At 76.0% G+C, this 17,217-nt stretch carries 14 protein-coding genes; 3 read left to right on the forward strand and 11 right to left on the reverse strand.

The features are described from left to right. Positions 1 to 77: 77 nt before the first annotated feature. The 11 genes from Sfr03f_RS19745 to Sfr03f_RS19795 form a co-directional block, all read right to left on the reverse strand. Positions 78 to 488, reverse strand: a complete 411-nt coding sequence (locus Sfr03f_RS19745; protein ID WP_108955283.1) for a globin — start codon at positions 486 to 488, stop codon at positions 78 to 80. 96 nt (positions 489 to 584) lie between these two features. Continuing rightward, entirely contained in the window at positions 585 to 2,342 is a 1,758-nt protein-coding gene (locus tag Sfr03f_RS19750) for an FHA domain-containing protein (protein WP_108955284.1), read from the reverse strand. A gap of 47 nt (positions 2,343 to 2,389) precedes the next feature. Continuing rightward, positions 2,390 to 3,769, reverse strand: a complete 1,380-nt coding sequence (locus Sfr03f_RS19755) for a vWA domain-containing protein (RefSeq protein WP_108955285.1) — start codon at positions 3,767 to 3,769, stop codon at positions 2,390 to 2,392. 49 nt (positions 3,770 to 3,818) lie between these two features. Next, entirely contained in the window at positions 3,819 to 5,009 is a 1,191-nt protein-coding gene (locus tag Sfr03f_RS19760) for a PP2C family protein-serine/threonine phosphatase (RefSeq protein WP_108955493.1), read from the reverse strand. 11 nt (positions 5,010 to 5,020) lie between these two features. Continuing rightward, complete coding sequence (locus Sfr03f_RS19765) at positions 5,021 to 7,990, reverse strand: serine/threonine-protein kinase (protein ID WP_170145118.1); 2,970 nt, start codon at positions 7,988 to 7,990, stop codon at positions 5,021 to 5,023. Positions 7,991 to 8,027: 37 nt separating this feature from the next. Then, the gene (locus Sfr03f_RS19770) at positions 8,028 to 9,356 is read right to left on the reverse strand and encodes a hypothetical protein (RefSeq protein ID WP_108955286.1); all 1,329 of its coding nucleotides are present in this window, start codon (positions 9,354 to 9,356) and stop codon (positions 8,028 to 8,030) included. A 95-nt stretch (positions 9,357 to 9,451) separates the two neighbouring features. Continuing rightward, positions 9,452 to 10,639 carry a glutamate ABC transporter substrate-binding protein gene (locus tag Sfr03f_RS19775; protein ID WP_471996892.1) on the reverse strand — a complete coding sequence of 396 codons (1,188 nt, stop codon included), beginning with the start codon at positions 10,637 to 10,639 and terminating at the stop codon, positions 9,452 to 9,454. A 14-nt stretch (positions 10,640 to 10,653) separates the two neighbouring features. Beyond that, positions 10,654 to 12,078, reverse strand: coding sequence for a GlnX family signal transduction membrane protein (locus Sfr03f_RS19780; RefSeq protein WP_108955287.1), 1,425 nt, complete (start codon positions 12,076 to 12,078; stop codon positions 10,654 to 10,656). Positions 12,079 to 12,262: 184 nt separating this feature from the next. Beyond that, a complete protein-coding gene (locus Sfr03f_RS19785; protein WP_108955288.1) occupies positions 12,263 to 13,132 on the reverse strand; it encodes a 5-oxoprolinase subunit C family protein in 870 nt (289 codons plus the stop codon). Continuing rightward, positions 13,129 to 13,743, reverse strand: a complete 615-nt coding sequence (locus Sfr03f_RS19790) for a 5-oxoprolinase subunit B family protein (RefSeq protein ID WP_108955289.1) — start codon at positions 13,741 to 13,743, stop codon at positions 13,129 to 13,131. Before Sfr03f_RS19790 ends, Sfr03f_RS19785 begins: the two co-directional genes overlap by 4 nt. After that, a complete protein-coding gene (locus Sfr03f_RS19795; RefSeq protein ID WP_174721615.1) occupies positions 13,744 to 14,523 on the reverse strand; it encodes a LamB/YcsF family protein in 780 nt (259 codons plus the stop codon). Between the two features lie 117 nt (positions 14,524 to 14,640). Between Sfr03f_RS19795 and Sfr03f_RS19800 the strand changes: the two genes are divergently transcribed. The 3 genes from Sfr03f_RS19800 to Sfr03f_RS19810 are packed head-to-tail and all read left to right on the forward strand — an operon-like array spanning position 14,641 to position 17,194. Continuing rightward, a complete protein-coding gene (locus Sfr03f_RS19800; RefSeq protein WP_108955290.1) occupies positions 14,641 to 15,174 on the forward strand; it encodes a PadR family transcriptional regulator in 534 nt (177 codons plus the stop codon). Beyond that, the gene (locus Sfr03f_RS19805; protein WP_108955291.1) at positions 15,171 to 15,860 is read left to right on the forward strand and encodes an ABC transporter ATP-binding protein; all 690 of its coding nucleotides are present in this window, start codon (positions 15,171 to 15,173) and stop codon (positions 15,858 to 15,860) included. Before Sfr03f_RS19800 ends, Sfr03f_RS19805 begins: the two co-directional genes overlap by 4 nt. After that, entirely contained in the window at positions 15,857 to 17,194 is a 1,338-nt protein-coding gene (locus tag Sfr03f_RS19810) for an FtsX-like permease family protein (RefSeq protein ID WP_108955292.1), read from the forward strand. The genes Sfr03f_RS19805 and Sfr03f_RS19810 overlap by 4 nt, the downstream gene beginning before the upstream one ends. Positions 17,195 to 17,217: the final 23 nt, after the last annotated feature.

Consider the following 17,217-nt stretch of genomic DNA (forward strand, 5'->3'; position numbering starts at 1 on the left):
TGGGCTGACCGGTCTCGGCGTGACCGGCCTCGGCCCCGGGGTGACCGGCCGGCCGCCCTCCTTGGCGGAGGCGCCGGTCAGTCCGTCTCGGCGGTGTTGACCATGGAGGCGGCCGCGTAGGTCAGGTAGCTCCAGAGCGTGTGCTCCTGCTCCTCGGTGAGGCCCAGGTCGTCGACGGCCGCGCGCATGTGCCGCAGCCAGGCGTCGTGCGCCGCGCGGTCCACCTTGAACGGGGCGTGCCGCATCCGCAGCCGGGGATGACCGCGCTGCTCGCTGTACGTGGTGGGACCGCCCCAGTACTGGATGAGGAAGAGCCGCAGCCGCTCCTCGGCCGGGCCCAGGTCCTCCTCCGGGTACATGGCCCGCAGTTCCGGGTCTTCGGCGACCCCCTCGTAGAAGCGGCGGACCAGGCGGGTGAAGGTCTCCTCACCGCCGACCTGTTCGTAGAAGGACTCCGTCTGCAGTGTGCCGCGCCGAATCTCTTTCACCCCTCCATCGTCTCAGACGGCCGCACCCGGTCCTCAGGTCCTGTGGACAAAGGTCCGAAGGGCCCGGGGACCGGGTGCGGGTGGGTGTCCGGTCTTTCAGCCGCGGTGGACGGTGATGGTCGTCCAGGCGCCGACGTGGACGCGGTCGCCGTCCCGCAGGGGGACGGGGACGAACGGCTGGATCGGTTCCTCCGCGCCGTTCACCGTGGTGCCGTTGGTGGAGTTCTGGTCGATGACCGCCCAGGTCCCGTCGGCCTGCTGCACCAGCACCGCGTGCTGGTGCGAGACGCCCGGGTCCTCCGGCGGCACGGACAGGTCGATGTCGGGGGTGTCGCCGGTGGAGTGCCGGCGGCGCCCGATGGTGACCTGCGGACCGGTGAGGGTCAGGCTCTGCTCGGGGGAGTACGCGGGCAGGTTGAGCCCGGCGGCCTCCGGTCCGGAGCGCTGCATCATCGCCATGAAGTACGCGCGGTCCGGTCCGACGGTCGCCGTCCAGGTCGCCTGCTGCGACGGACCGGGCTGCGGGTAGCCGTACGCCCCGCCGGGACCGCCGGGACCGCCGGGTCCCCCCGGACCGCCGGGGCCCTGACCGTGCGAGGGGCCGGCACCGGGCTGGCCCTGGCCGGGGGCGCCGGGCCACGGCGGGGGACCGGGGTGGGTCGCGGGACCCGCGCCGGGACCGCCGAAGGCGGCGTCACGGCCGCCGGGACCGCCCTGGCCGCCGGGACCACCCTGGCCGCCGGCACCACCCTGAGGGCCACCGGGTGCACCCGGACCACCCGGGCCGAACGGGTTGCCGGAGCCGCCGGGACCGTCCGGGCCGCCGAAGGGGTGCGAAGGACCACCGGGGCCGCCGGAACCGCCGCCCGGGCCGCCCTGACCACCGGGACCGAACGGACCGCCTGGACCACCCGGGCCGCCGGGGCCACCAGGGCCGCCGGGACCGAACGGGTCGGCGAAGCCGCCCGGGCCGCCCGGACCGTTGCCGGGACCGCCGAAGCCGCCGCGCTCACCCTGACCACCGGGGCCACCGGGGCCACCGGGGCCAGGACCGCCAGGACCGCCGGGTCCACCGGGACCTCCAGGGCCGCCGAAGCCGCCGGGACCGCCCGGACCACCACCCGGCCCACCAGGCCCCCCGTAACCACCACGGTCACCCGGACCACCCGGACCGCCGGAACCGGTACCCGGACCCCCCGGACCGGCACCGGGACCACCCGGGCCAGGACCGCCGGAACCCCCGGGCCCCCCGTACCCGCCCGGCGCGCCGGGACCACCGGAACCGGGTCCCCCCGGACCCCCGGGCGGCGGCAGCGTCCAGTCGTCGCCCGCCGGGGCCCCGGGACCGCGCCCGGGTTCGTAGAAGGACGGCGGCGGCCCGCCCGCGCCCGGACGCCCCTGCTGGAAGGAGGCCGGCGCGCCCCCGGGCTCGCCGCCCAGCGGCTCGGCGGGACGGTTCAGCTGCGAGGGCCGCGAGGCCTGGTACTCCGACGGGTCGGGCTGGTACGCCCTCCCCCCGGGAGGCGGCGGCACCGGACCGCCGGGGCCGCCGGGACCGGGACCGCCGGGGCCCCCGCCCCCGCCGTACGACGGAGGCGGCGGCGTGTAGGAGGTCGCCGTGTTGGTGAGGAAGTTCCACCGGCACTCCTCGCAGAACGGCGCCACCCCCTCGCGGGGGGTGCGGCACTGCGGGCAGAGCTCCGGTGCGCGGCCCCCCTGGCCGCCCGGCGGCGGAAAACCGTATCCGCCGCCGGTCGGCGGAGGCGGCGGGGGCACGGTACCCGCCATGCGGTGACCGCAGACCTCGCACCAGTCGTCGGAACCCGACTGGTGTCCGTTCGGGCAGGTCGGCATGTCGGCGCTTCCCCCTCTCCCTCCCGGCCGCTCGGTGGCCGGCTCGCTCAACTCTCGTGCGGACGCCGCTTGACCCGGACGGTCTTGGTGGACCGGGTCTCCAGTGTCATCTCGTCGGCTTCCGCGACCTTCGTCTTCAGTCGCACAGTACCTGCCGCTTCGTCGACCACGTCCACCACCTTCGAAAGCAGTTTCGCCGTATCGGCGTTTCCCGACAGTCCGGCCAGCTGCACGGCCCGCCCGAGTTTGGCGGTCGCGGCGTCCGCGTCGCCCGCCTTGCGCGCCTCCAGTCCCTGCCGGATGGCCTCGGCCAGCTCGGCCTGTCCCGTGTAGTGCGCCACCTGCGGATCGATGGAGGTGGAGGCCGCCAGGTCGTCGGTCCACACCGCCCGTACCAGGCCCTGCGCGCCCAGGCTGTCCGCGCCCCCGTCGGGGCGCGGCACGACCAGCGAGACGCGGGCGGCCAGCATCTCCCGGCCGATTCCGGCGGGCGGCACCTCCACACAGACGTGGTAGTCCCGTGACTCGTCGCCCCATGACCCGGTCGGATAGTCCCCGGCCCGCGGTCCGGCCTCGCTGCGACGGTCCGTCAGGTCCTCGACCGAGGGCGCGACCTGCTTGACGAAGCGCAGCCGCGCGCCCGCCGGGGTCCACAGGCGCAGCGCGACGTCGGCGACGCCCTTGCCCATCGCCGTCTCCATGACCGAGGTGAAGTCGGCCGCCAGGTTCTGCGGGTCGGCGACGATGTCGGCGGTGCCCAGCAGCGCGGAGGCGATCGCGGTCACCTCCTTGACCTCCCAGTCGGTGCCTACGCCCCGCGCGTCACAGGTGAACCGCCCGGCGCAGTGCTCCAGCGCGGACGTCAGCGCCTCGGGGGTCTCGTGCTCGTTGCGGCCGTCGGTGAGCAGGATGCCGTGCCGGATCGTCACGTCGGCGGTCGACAGCAGGTGGTCCGCCAGTCGCAGCCAGGTGCCGATGGCGGTGCCGCCGCCCGCGGTGAGCCGGCGCAGCGCCTGCTTGGCCTGCTCACGGGTGTCCGGTCCGGCGACGGCGAGCCGCCCCTCGCCCGGGTAGATCTCCCGGGCGACGTGGGTGCCGCCGACCACCGCGAACCGCACCCCGTCGCGGAGCGTGTCCACGGCGGCGGCGGTGGCCTCCCGGGCGCCGCGCATCTTGGCCGGCGGGTAGTCCATCGAGCCGGAGCAGTCCACCATGATCACCACGGCGGCGTCCGGAGCCCGGTCCCCACCGCCCCGCTCCCCGTGACCCCCGTGACCGCCGGCGAAGGCGGGGCCCTTGAGGGTTCCCCCGCCGCTCGCCGTGACGGTCACCACCGCGTTGACCTCGCCGGCCCCCTCCGGCAGGTACTCGTTCTGGTAGACGTCCACGGAGAACCGCGGCACGTCCGGTTTCGAGAGAATCGCCATGCGTACTTCGCCCCCTCGCGCGCCCGCGGCTCCCTCGGCCAGGCACGCCTCAGCCGGATCCTGCCCCCTTGGCGGGACCGGGGAACGGCACCACCGCCACTGTTACGTTGTCGTGGCCCCCTCCGTCCAGGGCGTGACCGACCAGGACGCGGGCGCTGTGCAGCGGGCGGGTCGCGGCGTCGGCGGGGAGCACCTCGGCCATCTGCTCGGCGGCCTCGGCGTAGTTCCACAGGCCGTCCGTGCAGACCACCACCACACCGGGCCGGTCCGGCTTGAACGAGACGGTGTGCGGGTCGAGTTCGTAGGAGTCGGCGCCCAGCCAGCCGGTGATCGCGTGGGCGCGCTCGTCGGCGTACGCCTGCGCCTCGCTCATCAGCCCGGCCGCCACCATCTGTGCGGCCCAGGAGTCGTCCTCGGTGAGCCGGGCCGGGGCCGAGCGGTCGTCGGGCACCCAGTAGGCCCGGCTGTCGCCGACCCAGCCGACCACCAGCAGGCCGTCGGCGACGACCGTGGAGACCAGGGTGCAGGCCGGGGCGTTCTGCTGGACCGCGTGCTCGCGGGCCTCGGCCGGCTCGCCGGCCAGCGCGTCGACCGCGCGGGCGGCGGCCAGGATGGCCTCGTGCATCGCGGTCTGCGGGTGGGTGCCGCGGGGCAGCGCCTCGCACAGCGTGTCGGCGGCGGTGCGGGAGGCGGCGGCGGAGGCCTCGTCGGGCCGGGTGGCCGAGGAGACGCCGTCGCAGACCACGGCCACCGAGGCCGGGGTGCCGTCCGGCAGGGTGGCGACGGCCAGGGCGAACGCGTCCTCGTTGCGGTGGTGGCGCAGCCCGCGGTCGCTGACCGCGGCGACCGGCCCGGACTCCTGTTCCATGTGGTCCCGTTCGCGCGGCTGGGCGTGGCCGCAGTTCTCGCAGTATCCGTCCCCGTCGACCCGGCCGGCCCGGCAGGCCACGCACGCCTGCCCGCCGGGGGCGGCGGCCCCCGCCTCCCGCGGGTCCGCGGAGCGCGGCGCGGGAGGCTGCAGGGTGAAGCTGTCGGTCCCGGGATCGGCGGCGGGCGGCGGGACGGCGGACGGTGCGGACGGCGTGTCGTCGCGCGTCTGCAGGGCGACCGTCGGCGTGTCGGCGGCCGGGGCCGCCGCCGCGGACAGGTCCAGGCCGCAGGCGCCGCAGAAGAGGTCGGCCGGCTCCACCGGCTCGGTGCAGCCCGGGCAGACGGACAGACGGTGCTGGTCGGCAGTCATCGGAGGCACCACTACACCCACGTCCGGGGACGGTAACGGTTGGCGCGTTCCACCAGGTCGATCCTCTCCTCGCCGCCGTCCGCGAGACGGGCCAGCGTGCGGTACGAACGTTCCAGGCCGAGACGGAGTCCCCGCTCGTCCAGTACTTCGCCGAGCACCCCGCGTCCGGACGCCGCCGGTGCGGAGCCCCGGCCTCCGGAGAGTACCCAGTCGAGCGCGCAGCCCAGCACCTCCGCGGAGAGCCGCTCGCGCCGCACGGCGTCCAGGCCGTATCCGCCCAGCGCCTCCACCTGCGCGGCGGCGGCGGTCAGATCGTCGAGGAACCGCGTGTCGGCGCCCACCACCGTACGCCCCCGCAGACGCGCCCGGACGGCGGCGACCCGGGCCGCGGTGTAGTGGATGGACGCCTCCGGCACCGACTCCAGGGCGGTGACCGAGCCCTCCCGGTCACCCGACGCGAGCCGCACCCGGGCCAGTGCGAACGCCGCGCTCACGTAGCTCGGATCGGTCGACCAGACCAGGCGGTAGTACTCGGCTGCGTTGTCCAACTGCCCCAGCACCTCGGCGCACAAACCCAGGGCCAGCTTCGGCGCGGGCTCGCCCGGGAAGGCGTCGTAGAGGGCGTCGAAGGCCAGCGCGGAGGCCACGTACTCGCCGGTGACCAGCGACGTCACACCCCGGTACCAGACCACCCGCCAGTCGTCGGGCTCCTCGGCGGCCACGCCGGTGAGCTCCTCCACGGCGGCCGCCGCCTCGCCCGCCTCCAGCCGGGCGCGCACCAGCCGCAGCCGGGACTCGGGGGAGGGGGAGGGCGTCGCCGCGAGGGCGGCGATCACCTCCTGGGGCGCCGCGGTCGTCAGCGCCGCCAGGAAACCGGCGTTGGGGTCGTCGGGGTTCACCAGGGGCACCGGGAGGGCCAGCGCGGCGGCCGCGGCGTCCACCGGTTTCACCGGTCCGGGTGACACCGGCGGTGGCGGCGCGTCCGGCGCAGGCGCGAGGGCCGGACCGCGCTGGGCGGGGAAGACCGGTGCCGGAGCGTGCGAGGGCGCCGCGCCGACGGGCGGAACCGTGCCGGGCGGCCCGCCCTGGGACGCCCGGCCGTGCGGCGGCGCCCCGGTGGGCGGCGCCCCGGTGGGCGGAACCCCGACGGGCAGGGCGCCGGCGCGGCGGCGTCGGGCGAGCGGTCCGCCCGCCGGGTCGCGGCGGACGCCCAGGCGGGAGACCACCGGATCGGTGGCGTCGAACAACTGGCTGTCGGTGACCCGTAGTTCCGGGCCGAACAGGGTGGACAGCGCGGGCCGCGGCCGTCCCGTGCGCAACGAGACCACCTCGCGCAGCACGCCGGTGAGCTGTTCCGCCATCTCCTGGGCGGAGGAGAAGCGGCGCGCCGGGTCCGGATCGGTGGCCCGCACCAGCAGCCGGTGGAAGGACTCGTACCGCCGGAACACCTCGATGTCGTCCGGGTCGGGCAGCGAGTCGGCGTACACGGTGGTGTAGCCGTGGAAGTCGAGACTGAGCACGGCCAGGGTGCGCGCGACGGTGTACAGGTCGGAGGCGACGGAGGGCCCCAGCGTGGAGACCTCGGGCGCCTGGTAGCCGATCGTGCCGTAGATGGCCGACGCGTAGTCGTCCATGCGGCGGACCGCGCCCATGTCGATCAGCTTCAGCTGGTCCTCGGTCTGTATCGCGTTGTCGACCTTGAAGTCGCAGTACAGCAGGTTGCGGCTGTGCAGGTGGCCCAGCGCCTCCAGCGCCTCGATGCCGTAGGCGCAGGCCTGCTCCACCGGCAGCGGGTCACGCCGCCCCTCCGGGGTGCGGCGGTCGTTGGCGATGTCCCTCAGCGACTTGCCGCCGACGTACTCCATGACGATGTAGCCGTCGAGGGACCCGGTCCGCTGGTCGAGGTGCTCGACGAAGTTGTAGATCCGCACGATGTTGGCGTGCTCGATCTCGGCGAGGAAGCGCCGCTCGGAGATCGCGGCGGCCATCGCGTCCTGGTCGCCGGTGTCCAGCAGGCCCTTGAGGACGACCCACCGGTCGGAGACCGCGCGGTCCACGGCGAGGTAGATCCAGCCGAGTCCGCCGTGCGCCAGACAGCCCACCACCTGGTACTGGCCGTGCACCACGTCGCCGCCGCGCAGCTTGGGCACGAAGGAGTAGGGGTGGCCGCACTTGGTGCAGAAGCCCTCGGTGCGGCCGGGTCGGTCGCCGCGGGCCCGGCCCACGGGGGCGCCGCAGTCGGAGCGGGAGCAGAACCGTTTGCGCTCCGGCACCCGCGGGTCGTCCAGCACCATGGCCCGGGGGTCGGGCCGTGGCACGGCGGGCACGTCGACCAGGCCCGCGCCCAGCCGGCCGCGGCGCGAACCGCTCGACTGGGCGCCGGAGCTGCGCACCGACACCGCGCCGACGGTGGCGGCGCCGCCGAGCGTTCCGGACAGCCGGCCGGAGACCGACCGCCGGGAGCGGGACGACGACCGCGACGACGGCACGGACCCCGTCGAGCCGCCCGAACCGCCGGAGCCGGCAGGGGCGTTCCCGCCCTCGGAGCCGCCGGGGACGCCGGAGCCGCCGGAGCCGGGGACGCCGAGGCCTCCGGAAGCGCCGGAGCCGCCGGAGCCGGGGACGCCGAGGCCTCCGGAACTGCCGAAGCCGCCGGGGACGCCTGAAGTGCCGGGGACGCCGGGGGCACCAGAAGTGCCGGGGACGCCAGGGACGCCGAGGCCGCCGGAAGAACCGGAGCCGCCCGGGGTGCCCGTCGGGCCCGGTCCGCCCGGCGCAGGTCCCGCCGCCTGGCCTCCTGGGCCGGTGGGCCGGCCCGACGTGCCCGGCATGCGGCCCGTGATGCCGGTGGGCGCCGCGCCGACCATGCCGTCCGGCGCGACCACCGGCGCGAGCCCGCAGTGGTCGCAGTACAGCTCGCCGCCGCCGACGTCCTCGTAGGCCCCCTCGCAGTCCGCCCGCTGACACTTCACGTCACTCACGCCCCGTCCCTCCGCACAGCTCCCCCTCCGTCGGCGCTCACGTCTGGGCCTCCTGCGGCCGCCCGGCCCCGTCCTGGGAGGGCATCACGGGCCGCAACAGCTCGACCGCCGTGTGCTGGTAGCGCAGCACCGCCTGTTCGGCCACCCGCAGGTCGCAGGGGGCGCTCCACAGCATCCGGCGCGCGATGTCGTACCGCTCGACCAGCAGCGGGTCCTCCGCCAGCCCGTGCCGGGCCACCTTCGCCCGGTAGGCGTCCAGCCGCCCCCGCAGCTCGGCGCGGATCGCCAGCGGCGCGGTGACCGCGGTCAACGACTCGCGGGCGCGCAGCAGTTCCTCCTCCGCCCTGCGCTCCAGGTCCTCCAGCAGCGGCGACAGCCGGTGCCACAGGCCCTGGCGCCGGTACTCCGCCGCCGTCGACAGCTCCTCCTGCAGCGCGGTCGGCGGCCCGCTCACCGCGGGCACCTCGGTGGCGGCGATCTTCGCCAGCACCTCGCCGCGCGCCAGCCGCGCCTCGGCCAGCGTGCGGTCCGCGCGGCTGAGCACGTCCCGCAGCCGCATCAGCCGCGACTCGGCGTCCTGCCGGACCGTCAGCACCGCCTCGATCTCCCGCCGCACGTCCTCCAGTTCGCGTGCGTGACGGTCGTAGGCGGTGGTGTCGGGGCGGCCCGCGCCGGGCGCGGAGCTGCCCCGGTCCGGCGTCCAGAAGGACAGCGGGTCGGAGATCACCGTCCCGCGCAGCCGGGTCAGGGCCCGGGTGATCCGCTCCAGGTCGTCGCCGGCCGGGTGCTCACCGGGACGCACGCCGGCCGAGCGGGCCAGCTCCCGGGTGCGGCGCAGTTCGGCGGAGAGCATGTCGATCCGCGCGGGCAGCGTCGACCACACCGCGTCGGCGGCCACCACCATGTCCAGCGCGGCGGCGTACAGGTCGTTCATCCGGTCGACCAGCGCGGCCAGCGTGTAGCGGCGGCTGAGGCGCACGGCCGAGGTCCCGGCGAGCGCGCCGGTCCCGACGGCGGCGGCGCCGGCCACCGTGACGCTCGGGCCGCGCAGCAGTTCGGTGAGGGCCACCAGGTCCTCGCGTCCCGCCCAGCGACGGCGGGCCCGCAGCTCCCGGGCGGTGCGCAGGGTGTCCGTGTAGGCGTCGAACCAGCTCCACAGGAGGGTGATCGACGCCTCCGCCCGTTTCCAGCGTTCCGCCGTGGCCCCGGTGAGCTCGGCCCCTTCGAGAAGTCTGCGCCCCGCGTGGTCCTGCAGCGCGAGGAGCGAGGACTCCATGGCCTCGTGCTCCGCGCCGAGCCGCGCCAGCGCACGGTCCACCTCGTCCCGGTCCATCACCGGACCCGGGGCGTGTCCCGTGTCGCCCATCGATCACCTCTCAGTGCGCAGTCGGTGCGTGCGGTCGGTCGGCCCGGGGCTCCGTCGGCCCGCGCCGGTCAGACCCTGCCCAGGGCGGGCAGGGGTCAGTCGCGGTAGACGGCGGGAGGCGGGTCGGCGGGCTTCTTCATGGTCGCCTCCAGCCACTCGTCGTAGGCCCGCTCCCAGCCGCCGTCCGCGACGTAGTCACGCAGCACGGCGTTCACCCGGCGGACCAGGTCCTCCGAGTCCCGCGACATCGCGACGCCGTAGTACTCCTCGGTGAACTCCTCGCCCATCAGCGTCACCGACGGGTCCTGGGCCGCCTGGCTGGCGGCCAGCGCGCTGTCGGTGACCACCGCGTCGACCTCGCCGAGCTGGAGCCGCACCAGGCAGTCCAGCTGGTTGGGGACGACGGGGCGGATGTCCGCCTCGGCGACGGCCGGCTTGCCCGCCGCCCGGTCCTTCTCCAGCCGCAGGCGCGCCGTCGATCCGTCCGCGGTGCAGATCTTCTTCCCGGCCAGCGAGCGGTCGTAGCCCGTGATGCCGGAGTGCGCCGGGGCGAGGACCTGCTGGCCGGTGGTGAAGTACGGAGCGGAGAACGCGACGTCGTCGAGGCGGTCGCAGGTGATGGTCATGGTGCGCACCACCATGTCGACCCGGCCGTCCTGCACGGCCGGGATGCGCTGGCTGGTGGGGACGGCGGCGAAGCGGATGTTGGGCGGCTCGCCGGGCGCGCGGTGGCCGAGGATCTCGTCGGCGATCCGGCGGGCCAGGTCGATGTCGAAGCCGGAGAGCTCCACCCGCTCCTGCGAGCTGTTGGGGTCGCGGTAGCCCCAGCCGTAGCTGTTCTGGTCCACCCCGACGCGCAGGTAGCCGCGTTCCTTGATCCTGCGGATCGTTTCCCCGGTCTCGTCCCTCGACGGGGCGGGGCTGCGGGCCTCGGGGCGGTCGCACGTCTCGTCGGCGGCGAAGCGGCCGCGGCCGGTGCCGCCGCCGATCCCGTCACCGGTGCCGCCGGTGCCGCCGGTCATGCCAGTGTTTCCGGTGCCGCCCGTCATGCCGGTGTCGCCGGTCGTGCCGGCGCGGCCGGTCGCGTGCGAGCCGGCGGTCCGGGCCGCGTCGCCGCCGTCCGCGCCCGTCCCCGGGGGCCGTGGCAGCAGCAGGGCGCCGGCCGCGGCGAGCGCGCAGACGCCGGCCAGGGCGCCCACGATCAGTCGGCCCCGCCGCGGGCGGTGCTGCCGCGCCCGCGCGCCGCCCTCGTCCCCGTCCCCGTTCCCGTGCCGGCGCTGCATCGCCGTCCCCCCGTTCACCGGTACTCCGAAAGCCTGCGGCCGATCCCCAGCAGCCCCGCCGCCGCGGCCAGCACGGCCAGGGCGGCGGCGCCGACGGGCAGCCCGGTCAGCGCGGCCCGTCCGTCGGACGCGGCCTGCTCGAACTCCGTCTCCTCGTGCTCCAGCGCCTGCCGCAGGGACCGGTCGACGTTGTCGAAACAGACCCGGGTGGGCGACTTCTCGTCCGGTCCGATGATCCGGTCGAGGGCCTCCTGGTAATTCCCCGCGTCGTCGGCCTTCCGGGCCTCCGTGTGGCGCTTGCGCCACTCGAGCATGCTGCTCCGCGCCTTGTCGACCGGCTTCGCGCCCTGCGGGTCGTCGGCCAGGCGACCGGCCGCGTCCAGACCGCGGGACAGGCCCCGCATGGACTTCTCGAACGCCACCTCGAACTTGTCGCGCCGGACGGTGTCGGACACCTTCACCGTCTCCGCGCCCCGGCTGATCAGCGTCAGGTTCTCCGCGCCGCGGGCCTGCAGGGAGGCGGCACGGGTGTCGTTCAGGACGTTCAGCGACTTCACGCCGTGCTCGTAGGAGTCGTTCAGCCCGGCCCGGGCCAGGGAGTGCCCGGCCAGCAGCCACAGCAGCATCACGGTGGTGGCCGCGGTGGCGGTCACCAGGCCGGGGCTCAGCACCCGGTTGGTGCGCAGGTACTCGCGCCGCTGGGCGCGGCCGAGCGCGACGAGCGCCACGGCGCCGAGGGCCAGCGCGAACCACGGGTAGGGCGTGGCCTCGGCGTAGTCCTCGGTGAGGCGCTGGTTCTCCTGGTGGTAGAGGTCCTCGGCGGCCGGGAGCATCTCGTCCTGCATCAGGTGGTCGGCGTACCGCAGGTAGGCCCCGGCCAGCGGGTAGCCCATCCGGTTGTTGGCGCGGGCGCGTTCCACCAGTCCCTTGTAGCGGGGCAGCAGTTCGTTGAGCCGGGCCACGGTGCGGCCGGACGCCGAGTCCGGGTCGGAGCTGGCGGCGGCGGTGGCCAGGCCGGAGGCGGCCGTCCGGATGTCCCTCTCGTAGCGCTCGCGGCTGTCGGAGGTCTCGTTGCCGCCGGCCAGAAGGCCGTCGGAGGCCGCGGTGTTGGCCCCGGCGAGCGCGCGGTACACGTCGGCGGCGGCCGAGCTCAGCGGGCCGCTGTGGTGCAGCACGTCGTCGGCGGCGGCACTGCGCGCGGAGGTCTGCCAGGTGGTGACGGCTCCGAAGGCGACCACCAGCAGGGCCAGGACGGCGCCGATGATCCGCAGCCGGCCCGGCTCGGTGGTCGCGGCGGCCCGCACCCGGGCGGCGGTCTCCGCGACGGCGGTGGTCCGCCGGGGAGCCGGGGCCGACGGGGCGGCGGCCGGGACCGGTGGCGGGGGTGGCGGTGCCGCGGGCGGCGGCGGGGCGGCGCCGGGCGCCTGTGGGTATGTCATGAGACCTCCCCCGGGGTCATCGTGTCGCCGCAAGTATCGCCGTGACGGGGCGATGACGCACGGGCGTTGCGGGATCCCGCGGCTCGGCCCGCCACGACACCACACGCCCCCGGCCCGCCGCGCGGTTCCTGCGCCCCCCGGCGGGGCCGCCCGGGCCCGGCGGCGGGCCGTCCCGCGCGGAGGGTCAGGTGCCGGGCGGGGAAACCGCGGCCGGGACGAAGCGGAGGATCTGGCCCGGCCTGGCCTGGGCGGCGCGGTCGAGGTCGCGGCGCAGGACGACGGCGACGACGGGGTAGCCGCCGGTGACGGGGTGGTCGGCGAGGAAGAGGACCGGGCGGCCCCCCGGCGGCACCTGCAGCGCACCCGGGACCATCCCCTCGCTGGGCAGCTCCCCCTCCCGCGCCCGCTCCAGCACGGGCCCGTCGAGCCGCATGCCCACCCGGTCGGACGCCGCTCCGACGGTCCACGTCGCGGACAGCAGCTCCTGGACGGCGCGGGGCGTGAACCAGTCGTCGCGCGGCCCCGGCCGCACCCGCAGCGCCACCTCGCCCGCGGTCGGCGCGGCCACCGGCGCCAGGTCCACGCAGGGCGGCGGCCCCGACGCGGGACCGGCGGGGAGCACGTCGCCCACCGCGAGCGGCTTTGGCCCGAGCCCCGCGAGCACGTCCCGCGACCGCGATCCCAGCACCTCGGGCACCGTGATCCCGCCCCGCACGGCGAGGTAGTTGCGCAGCCCCGCCGTCGGCGTCCCCAGCGTGAGCCGGCTGCCCGCCGCCAGGTGCGCCACCGCGTTCACCGCGCCGCCGTCCACCGGGCACACCGCGCCCGTCACGGCCACCGTCACCGGCCGCAGCGCCCGGACGGACAGCCCGCCGAAGGTGACCTCCACCGCCGCCGCGCCCTCCGCGTTGCCCACCAGCCGGTTGGCCAGCCGCAGCGAGCCGCGGTCGGCTGCGCCGGAGAGCCCCACGCCCACCGCGGCGAGTCCCGGCCGCCCCAGGTCCTGCACGGTGGCGTGCGGTCCGGTCGCCAGTACCTCCAGCGCCGCCGTCACGAGGGGCGCACCTCCTCGAACCGCACGCGCGCCCCCGGCCGCAGCAGGGCCGGCGGATCGCGGTCCTCGCGCCACACCGCCAGGTCCGTCCGCCCGATCAGCTGCCAGCCGCCCGGCGAACTGCGCGGGTACACCCCGCTGAACTCCCCGGCCAGCCCCACCGCCCCGGCCGGCACCCGGGTCCGCGACTCGGCCCGGCGAGGTACCCGCAACTCCCGCGGCCCGCCCGTCAGATAGGCGAAGCCGGGCGCGAACCCGCCGAAGGCGACGGTCCATTCGCAGCCGGTGTGCAACCGCACCACCTCCCGCACCGGCAGGCCGGTCAAGTCGGCCACCTCGCGCAGGTCTTCGCCGTCGTAGTGGACCGGAACGCGCACCAGCGGACCTTGTTCGTGCGCCGCCGCCGTCATGTCGCGTGTGCGCAGGTCACGTTCGACCAGGGCGGGGTCCGCCGCCGGGCCGAGACGGAGCAGGACTGTGCGGGCGGCCGGGACCAGGTCGGTCACGCCCGGCGGGGACTCGCGCCGCAGGGAGCGGTACAGGCCCAGCGCCTCCTCCAGCGACTCCGTCTCCACCAGCAGAGCCTGGTCGCCGCACGGCAGGACGCGCACTCAGCCCTCCCCGCCCGCGGTGAACGCCCGCAGCGTCACGCCCGCCTCCGTCAGCCGCTCCCGCACCGCCCGGGCCACCGCGACCGCGCCGGGGCTGTCCCCGTGCACGCACAGCGAGTCCGCCTCGATCCGCAGCGGCGTGCCGTCCACCGCCGCCACCGGCTCGCCGAGGGCGATCCGCACGCAGCGTTCGGCGATCTCCCGCACGTCGTGCAGCACCGCGCCCGCCTCGCGCCGCGGCACCAGCGTCGCCTCCGGCGTGTACGCCCGGTCCGCGAACGCCTCCCGGAACACCCGCAGTCCCGCCTCCGCGGCCAGCGTCAGCCACCGCGACCCCGGCAGCCCCAGCACCGCGCAGGCCGGGTCCCAGTCCCGCACCGCCGAGACCACCGCGGCGGCCTGCTCCTCGTGCCGCACGATCGCGTTGTAGAGCGCGCCGTGCGGCTTCACGTACCGCACCCGCGTGCCCGAGGCGCGGGCCAGGGCGTCCAGCGCACCGATCTGGTACAGCACGTCGTCGGCCAGGGCCCGCGGTTCCATGTCGATGAAGCGCCGCCCGAATCCGGCCAGGTCCCGGTACCCCACCTGCGCGCCCACGGCGACGCCCTCGGCGGCGGCCCGTTCGCAGGCCCGCCGGATCACCGAGGGGTCGCCCGCGTGGAAGCCGCACGCCACGTTCGCGCTGGTCACCACGGTCAGCAGCGCGTCGTCGTCACCGAGCTCCCACCGCCCGAAGCCCTCGGCGAGGTCGGCGTTGAGGTCGATGCGCACGGGGGTCACCCTTCTCCGGTCCGGTCGGCTGTGATCACGCTTCCACGTCGCCCGGCCCGGCTCAACACCGCACGACGGCCGAGCGACTATTCACTCAGTACATGTACGTGGTGCATACTGGCGGACATGAGCACCCGTCACATCCTGCTGGGCCTCCTCTCCTCGGGGCCGAGCCATGGCTACGACCTGAAGAGGAGGCACGACGAGAGGTTCCCGCAGGCCCGCCCCCTGGCGTACGGGCAGGTGTACACGACGCTGCAGAGGCTGGTGCGCGACGGACTGGCCAAGGTCGAGGGGACCGACTCCGACGGCGGCCCGGAGCGGACCGTGTACCGCGCCACCGACGACGGCGAACGCGAACTCGCCCGCTGGACCGCCCAGACCGCGCCGCCCGCGCCGTTCGTCGCCAACGAGATCTTCGCCAAGGTCGTCGTCGCCATCCTGGCGGGCGGCGACCCGGTCGCCTACCTGCGCGACCAGCGCGCCGCCCACATGGCGCGGATGCGGCAGCTCACCAAGGTCAAGACCACTCCCGGGGCCGACCTCGCGACCGTCCTGTCGGCCGACTACGCCCTCAGCCACCTGGACGCCGACCTCCGCTGGATGAGCACCACAGCGGACCGGCTCGCCACCCTGACCGCGGAGGTCACCGCACGATGAGCACCACCACCGGCCCGCTGCTCGCGGCCCGAGACCTCGTCAAGTCCCACGGCCGCACCGACGCCCTGCGCGGCGCCTCGGCCGAACTCCACGCGGGAGAGATCCTCGCCGTCACCGGTCCCAGCGGAAGCGGCAAGTCCACCCTGCTGCACTGCATGGCCGGGATCGTCCGCCCCGACGGCGGCAGCGTCCACTACGAGGGCCTGCGCCTCGACATCTGCACGGAGGACCGGCTCAGCGAGCTGCGCCGCACCGACTTCGGCGTGGTGTTCCAGTTCGGCCGGCTGATCCCCGAACTCACGCTCACCGACAACGTGGCGCTGCCGCTGATGCTCGCCGGCACTTCCCGGCGCGAGGCCCGCGCCCGGGCCGGCGAGTGGCTCGGACGCTTCGGCGTCGGCCACCGGGGGGACGCCCGGCCCGGTGAACTCAGCGGCGGTCAGGCCCAGCGCGGCGCGCTGGCCCGCGCGCTGGTCACCGGCCCGCGCGTCGTCTTCGCCGACGAACCGACCGGGGCGCTCGACTCCCTGGCCGGCGAACAGGTCATGGCCGAGCTCGTCTCCGCCGCCCGCGCCTCGGGCGCGGCCGTCCTGCTGATCACGCACGACGCCCAGGTGGCCGCGTACGCGGACCGCGAGATCCGGCTGGCCGACGGCCGTGCCGCAGCGATGGAGGGTGCGATATGACCGACGACGTGAAGCTGGCCTGGCTGTTCACCCAGGGCTCCGACCGGCGGGAGTGGTGGCGCTTCGGGCTGACGGCGGTGGGGGCGTTCTGCGCCACCGGGTTCGCCGCGGCGGCCGCCGCGCTCGCCTCGCTGCGCGGCGGGGTGTACCGCATCCCCTACGCGGAGGGACTGTTCGACCGGTCGGGGGAGCGGTCCGGGGTCATCCTGGCCCTGCTCCTCCTGCTGATCCCGGCGCTGGGCTTCCTCGGCCAGTGCGCGCGGATCGGCGCGGTCCACCGGGACCACAGGATGGCGGGGCTCCGCCTCGCCGGTGCGTCGGCGTCGCGGGTGCGGCGGATCGCGGCGCTGGAGACGGGCCTCGCCTGCCTGGCCGGATCGGTGCCCGCGGCGCTGGTGGTGACGGCCGTCGTGCTGGGCGTCGGCACGCCGCCGCCGCTCCTGTGGGTGGCCGTGGCGGTGATCGTGCTGCTGGTGCCGGTGGCCGGCGCGCTGGTCAGCGTGCTGGCGCTGCGCCGGGTGGTGGCCTCGCCGCTGGGCGAGGTGCGGCGGGAGCGCGTGAAGGCCGGCAAGGGGACGGCGCTGGGGGGTGCCGCCGTCGTCACCGGGGCGATCCTCCTCGGCATCCTCGCCGTGGCCCGCGGTGTCGGCGTCAACGGGCCCGTGGTGCTGTTCGTCGCCTTCCTGCTCGTCGGACTGGGCGCGGTGTGGGTCAGCGGTTCCTCCGCCCGGCTCCTGGGCGGCCGTCTCGCCGACCGCACCGAGGACCCGGCCGTGCTGATCGCCGCCGAACGGCTCCGCGACGACCCGTGGGCAGCGGCCCGCACCCACGCGGCCGTCCTGCTGCTCACCGTGGTGGCGACCGGGTACACGGGCGTCCGCCAGGCGATGATGGACGACATCCTCGCCCCGGGGTCCTACACGCCGAAGACCCTCGCCTTCTACGTCACCGGCCTCGACCTGGCGGCCGCCGCGGTCGGGATCGGCCTGCTGATCACCCTCGCCGCCGTGGCCGTGGGCGCCGCCGAAGGCATCGCCGCCCGGCGCCAGGGGCTCGCCGAGCAGGTCGCGGCCGGGCTGCCGCGGCACACGCTGAGCCGGGCGCTGCTGCTGGAGACCGCGCTGCCGCTGCTCCCGGCGGTGGCCCTCGCCTCCGTCGGCGGGCTGGCCGTCGGTTCCTTCTACGCGACGCTGGCGAGCGGCAGCGCGTTCACCCTCCCGTGGACCGCGCTTCCGGTGCCCTTCGCGGTGTACGGCACCTGCCTGCTCGCCGCCGCCACCGCGATGCCGCTGCTGCGCCGCACCGTGCGTCCCACGGAGCTGCGGCACACCTGACCACCGCGACGGGGGAACGGGGG

This window comes from Streptomyces fragilis, from assembly GCF_003112515.1.
GTDB lineage: Bacteria > Actinomycetota > Actinomycetes > Streptomycetales > Streptomycetaceae > Streptomyces > Streptomyces fragilis.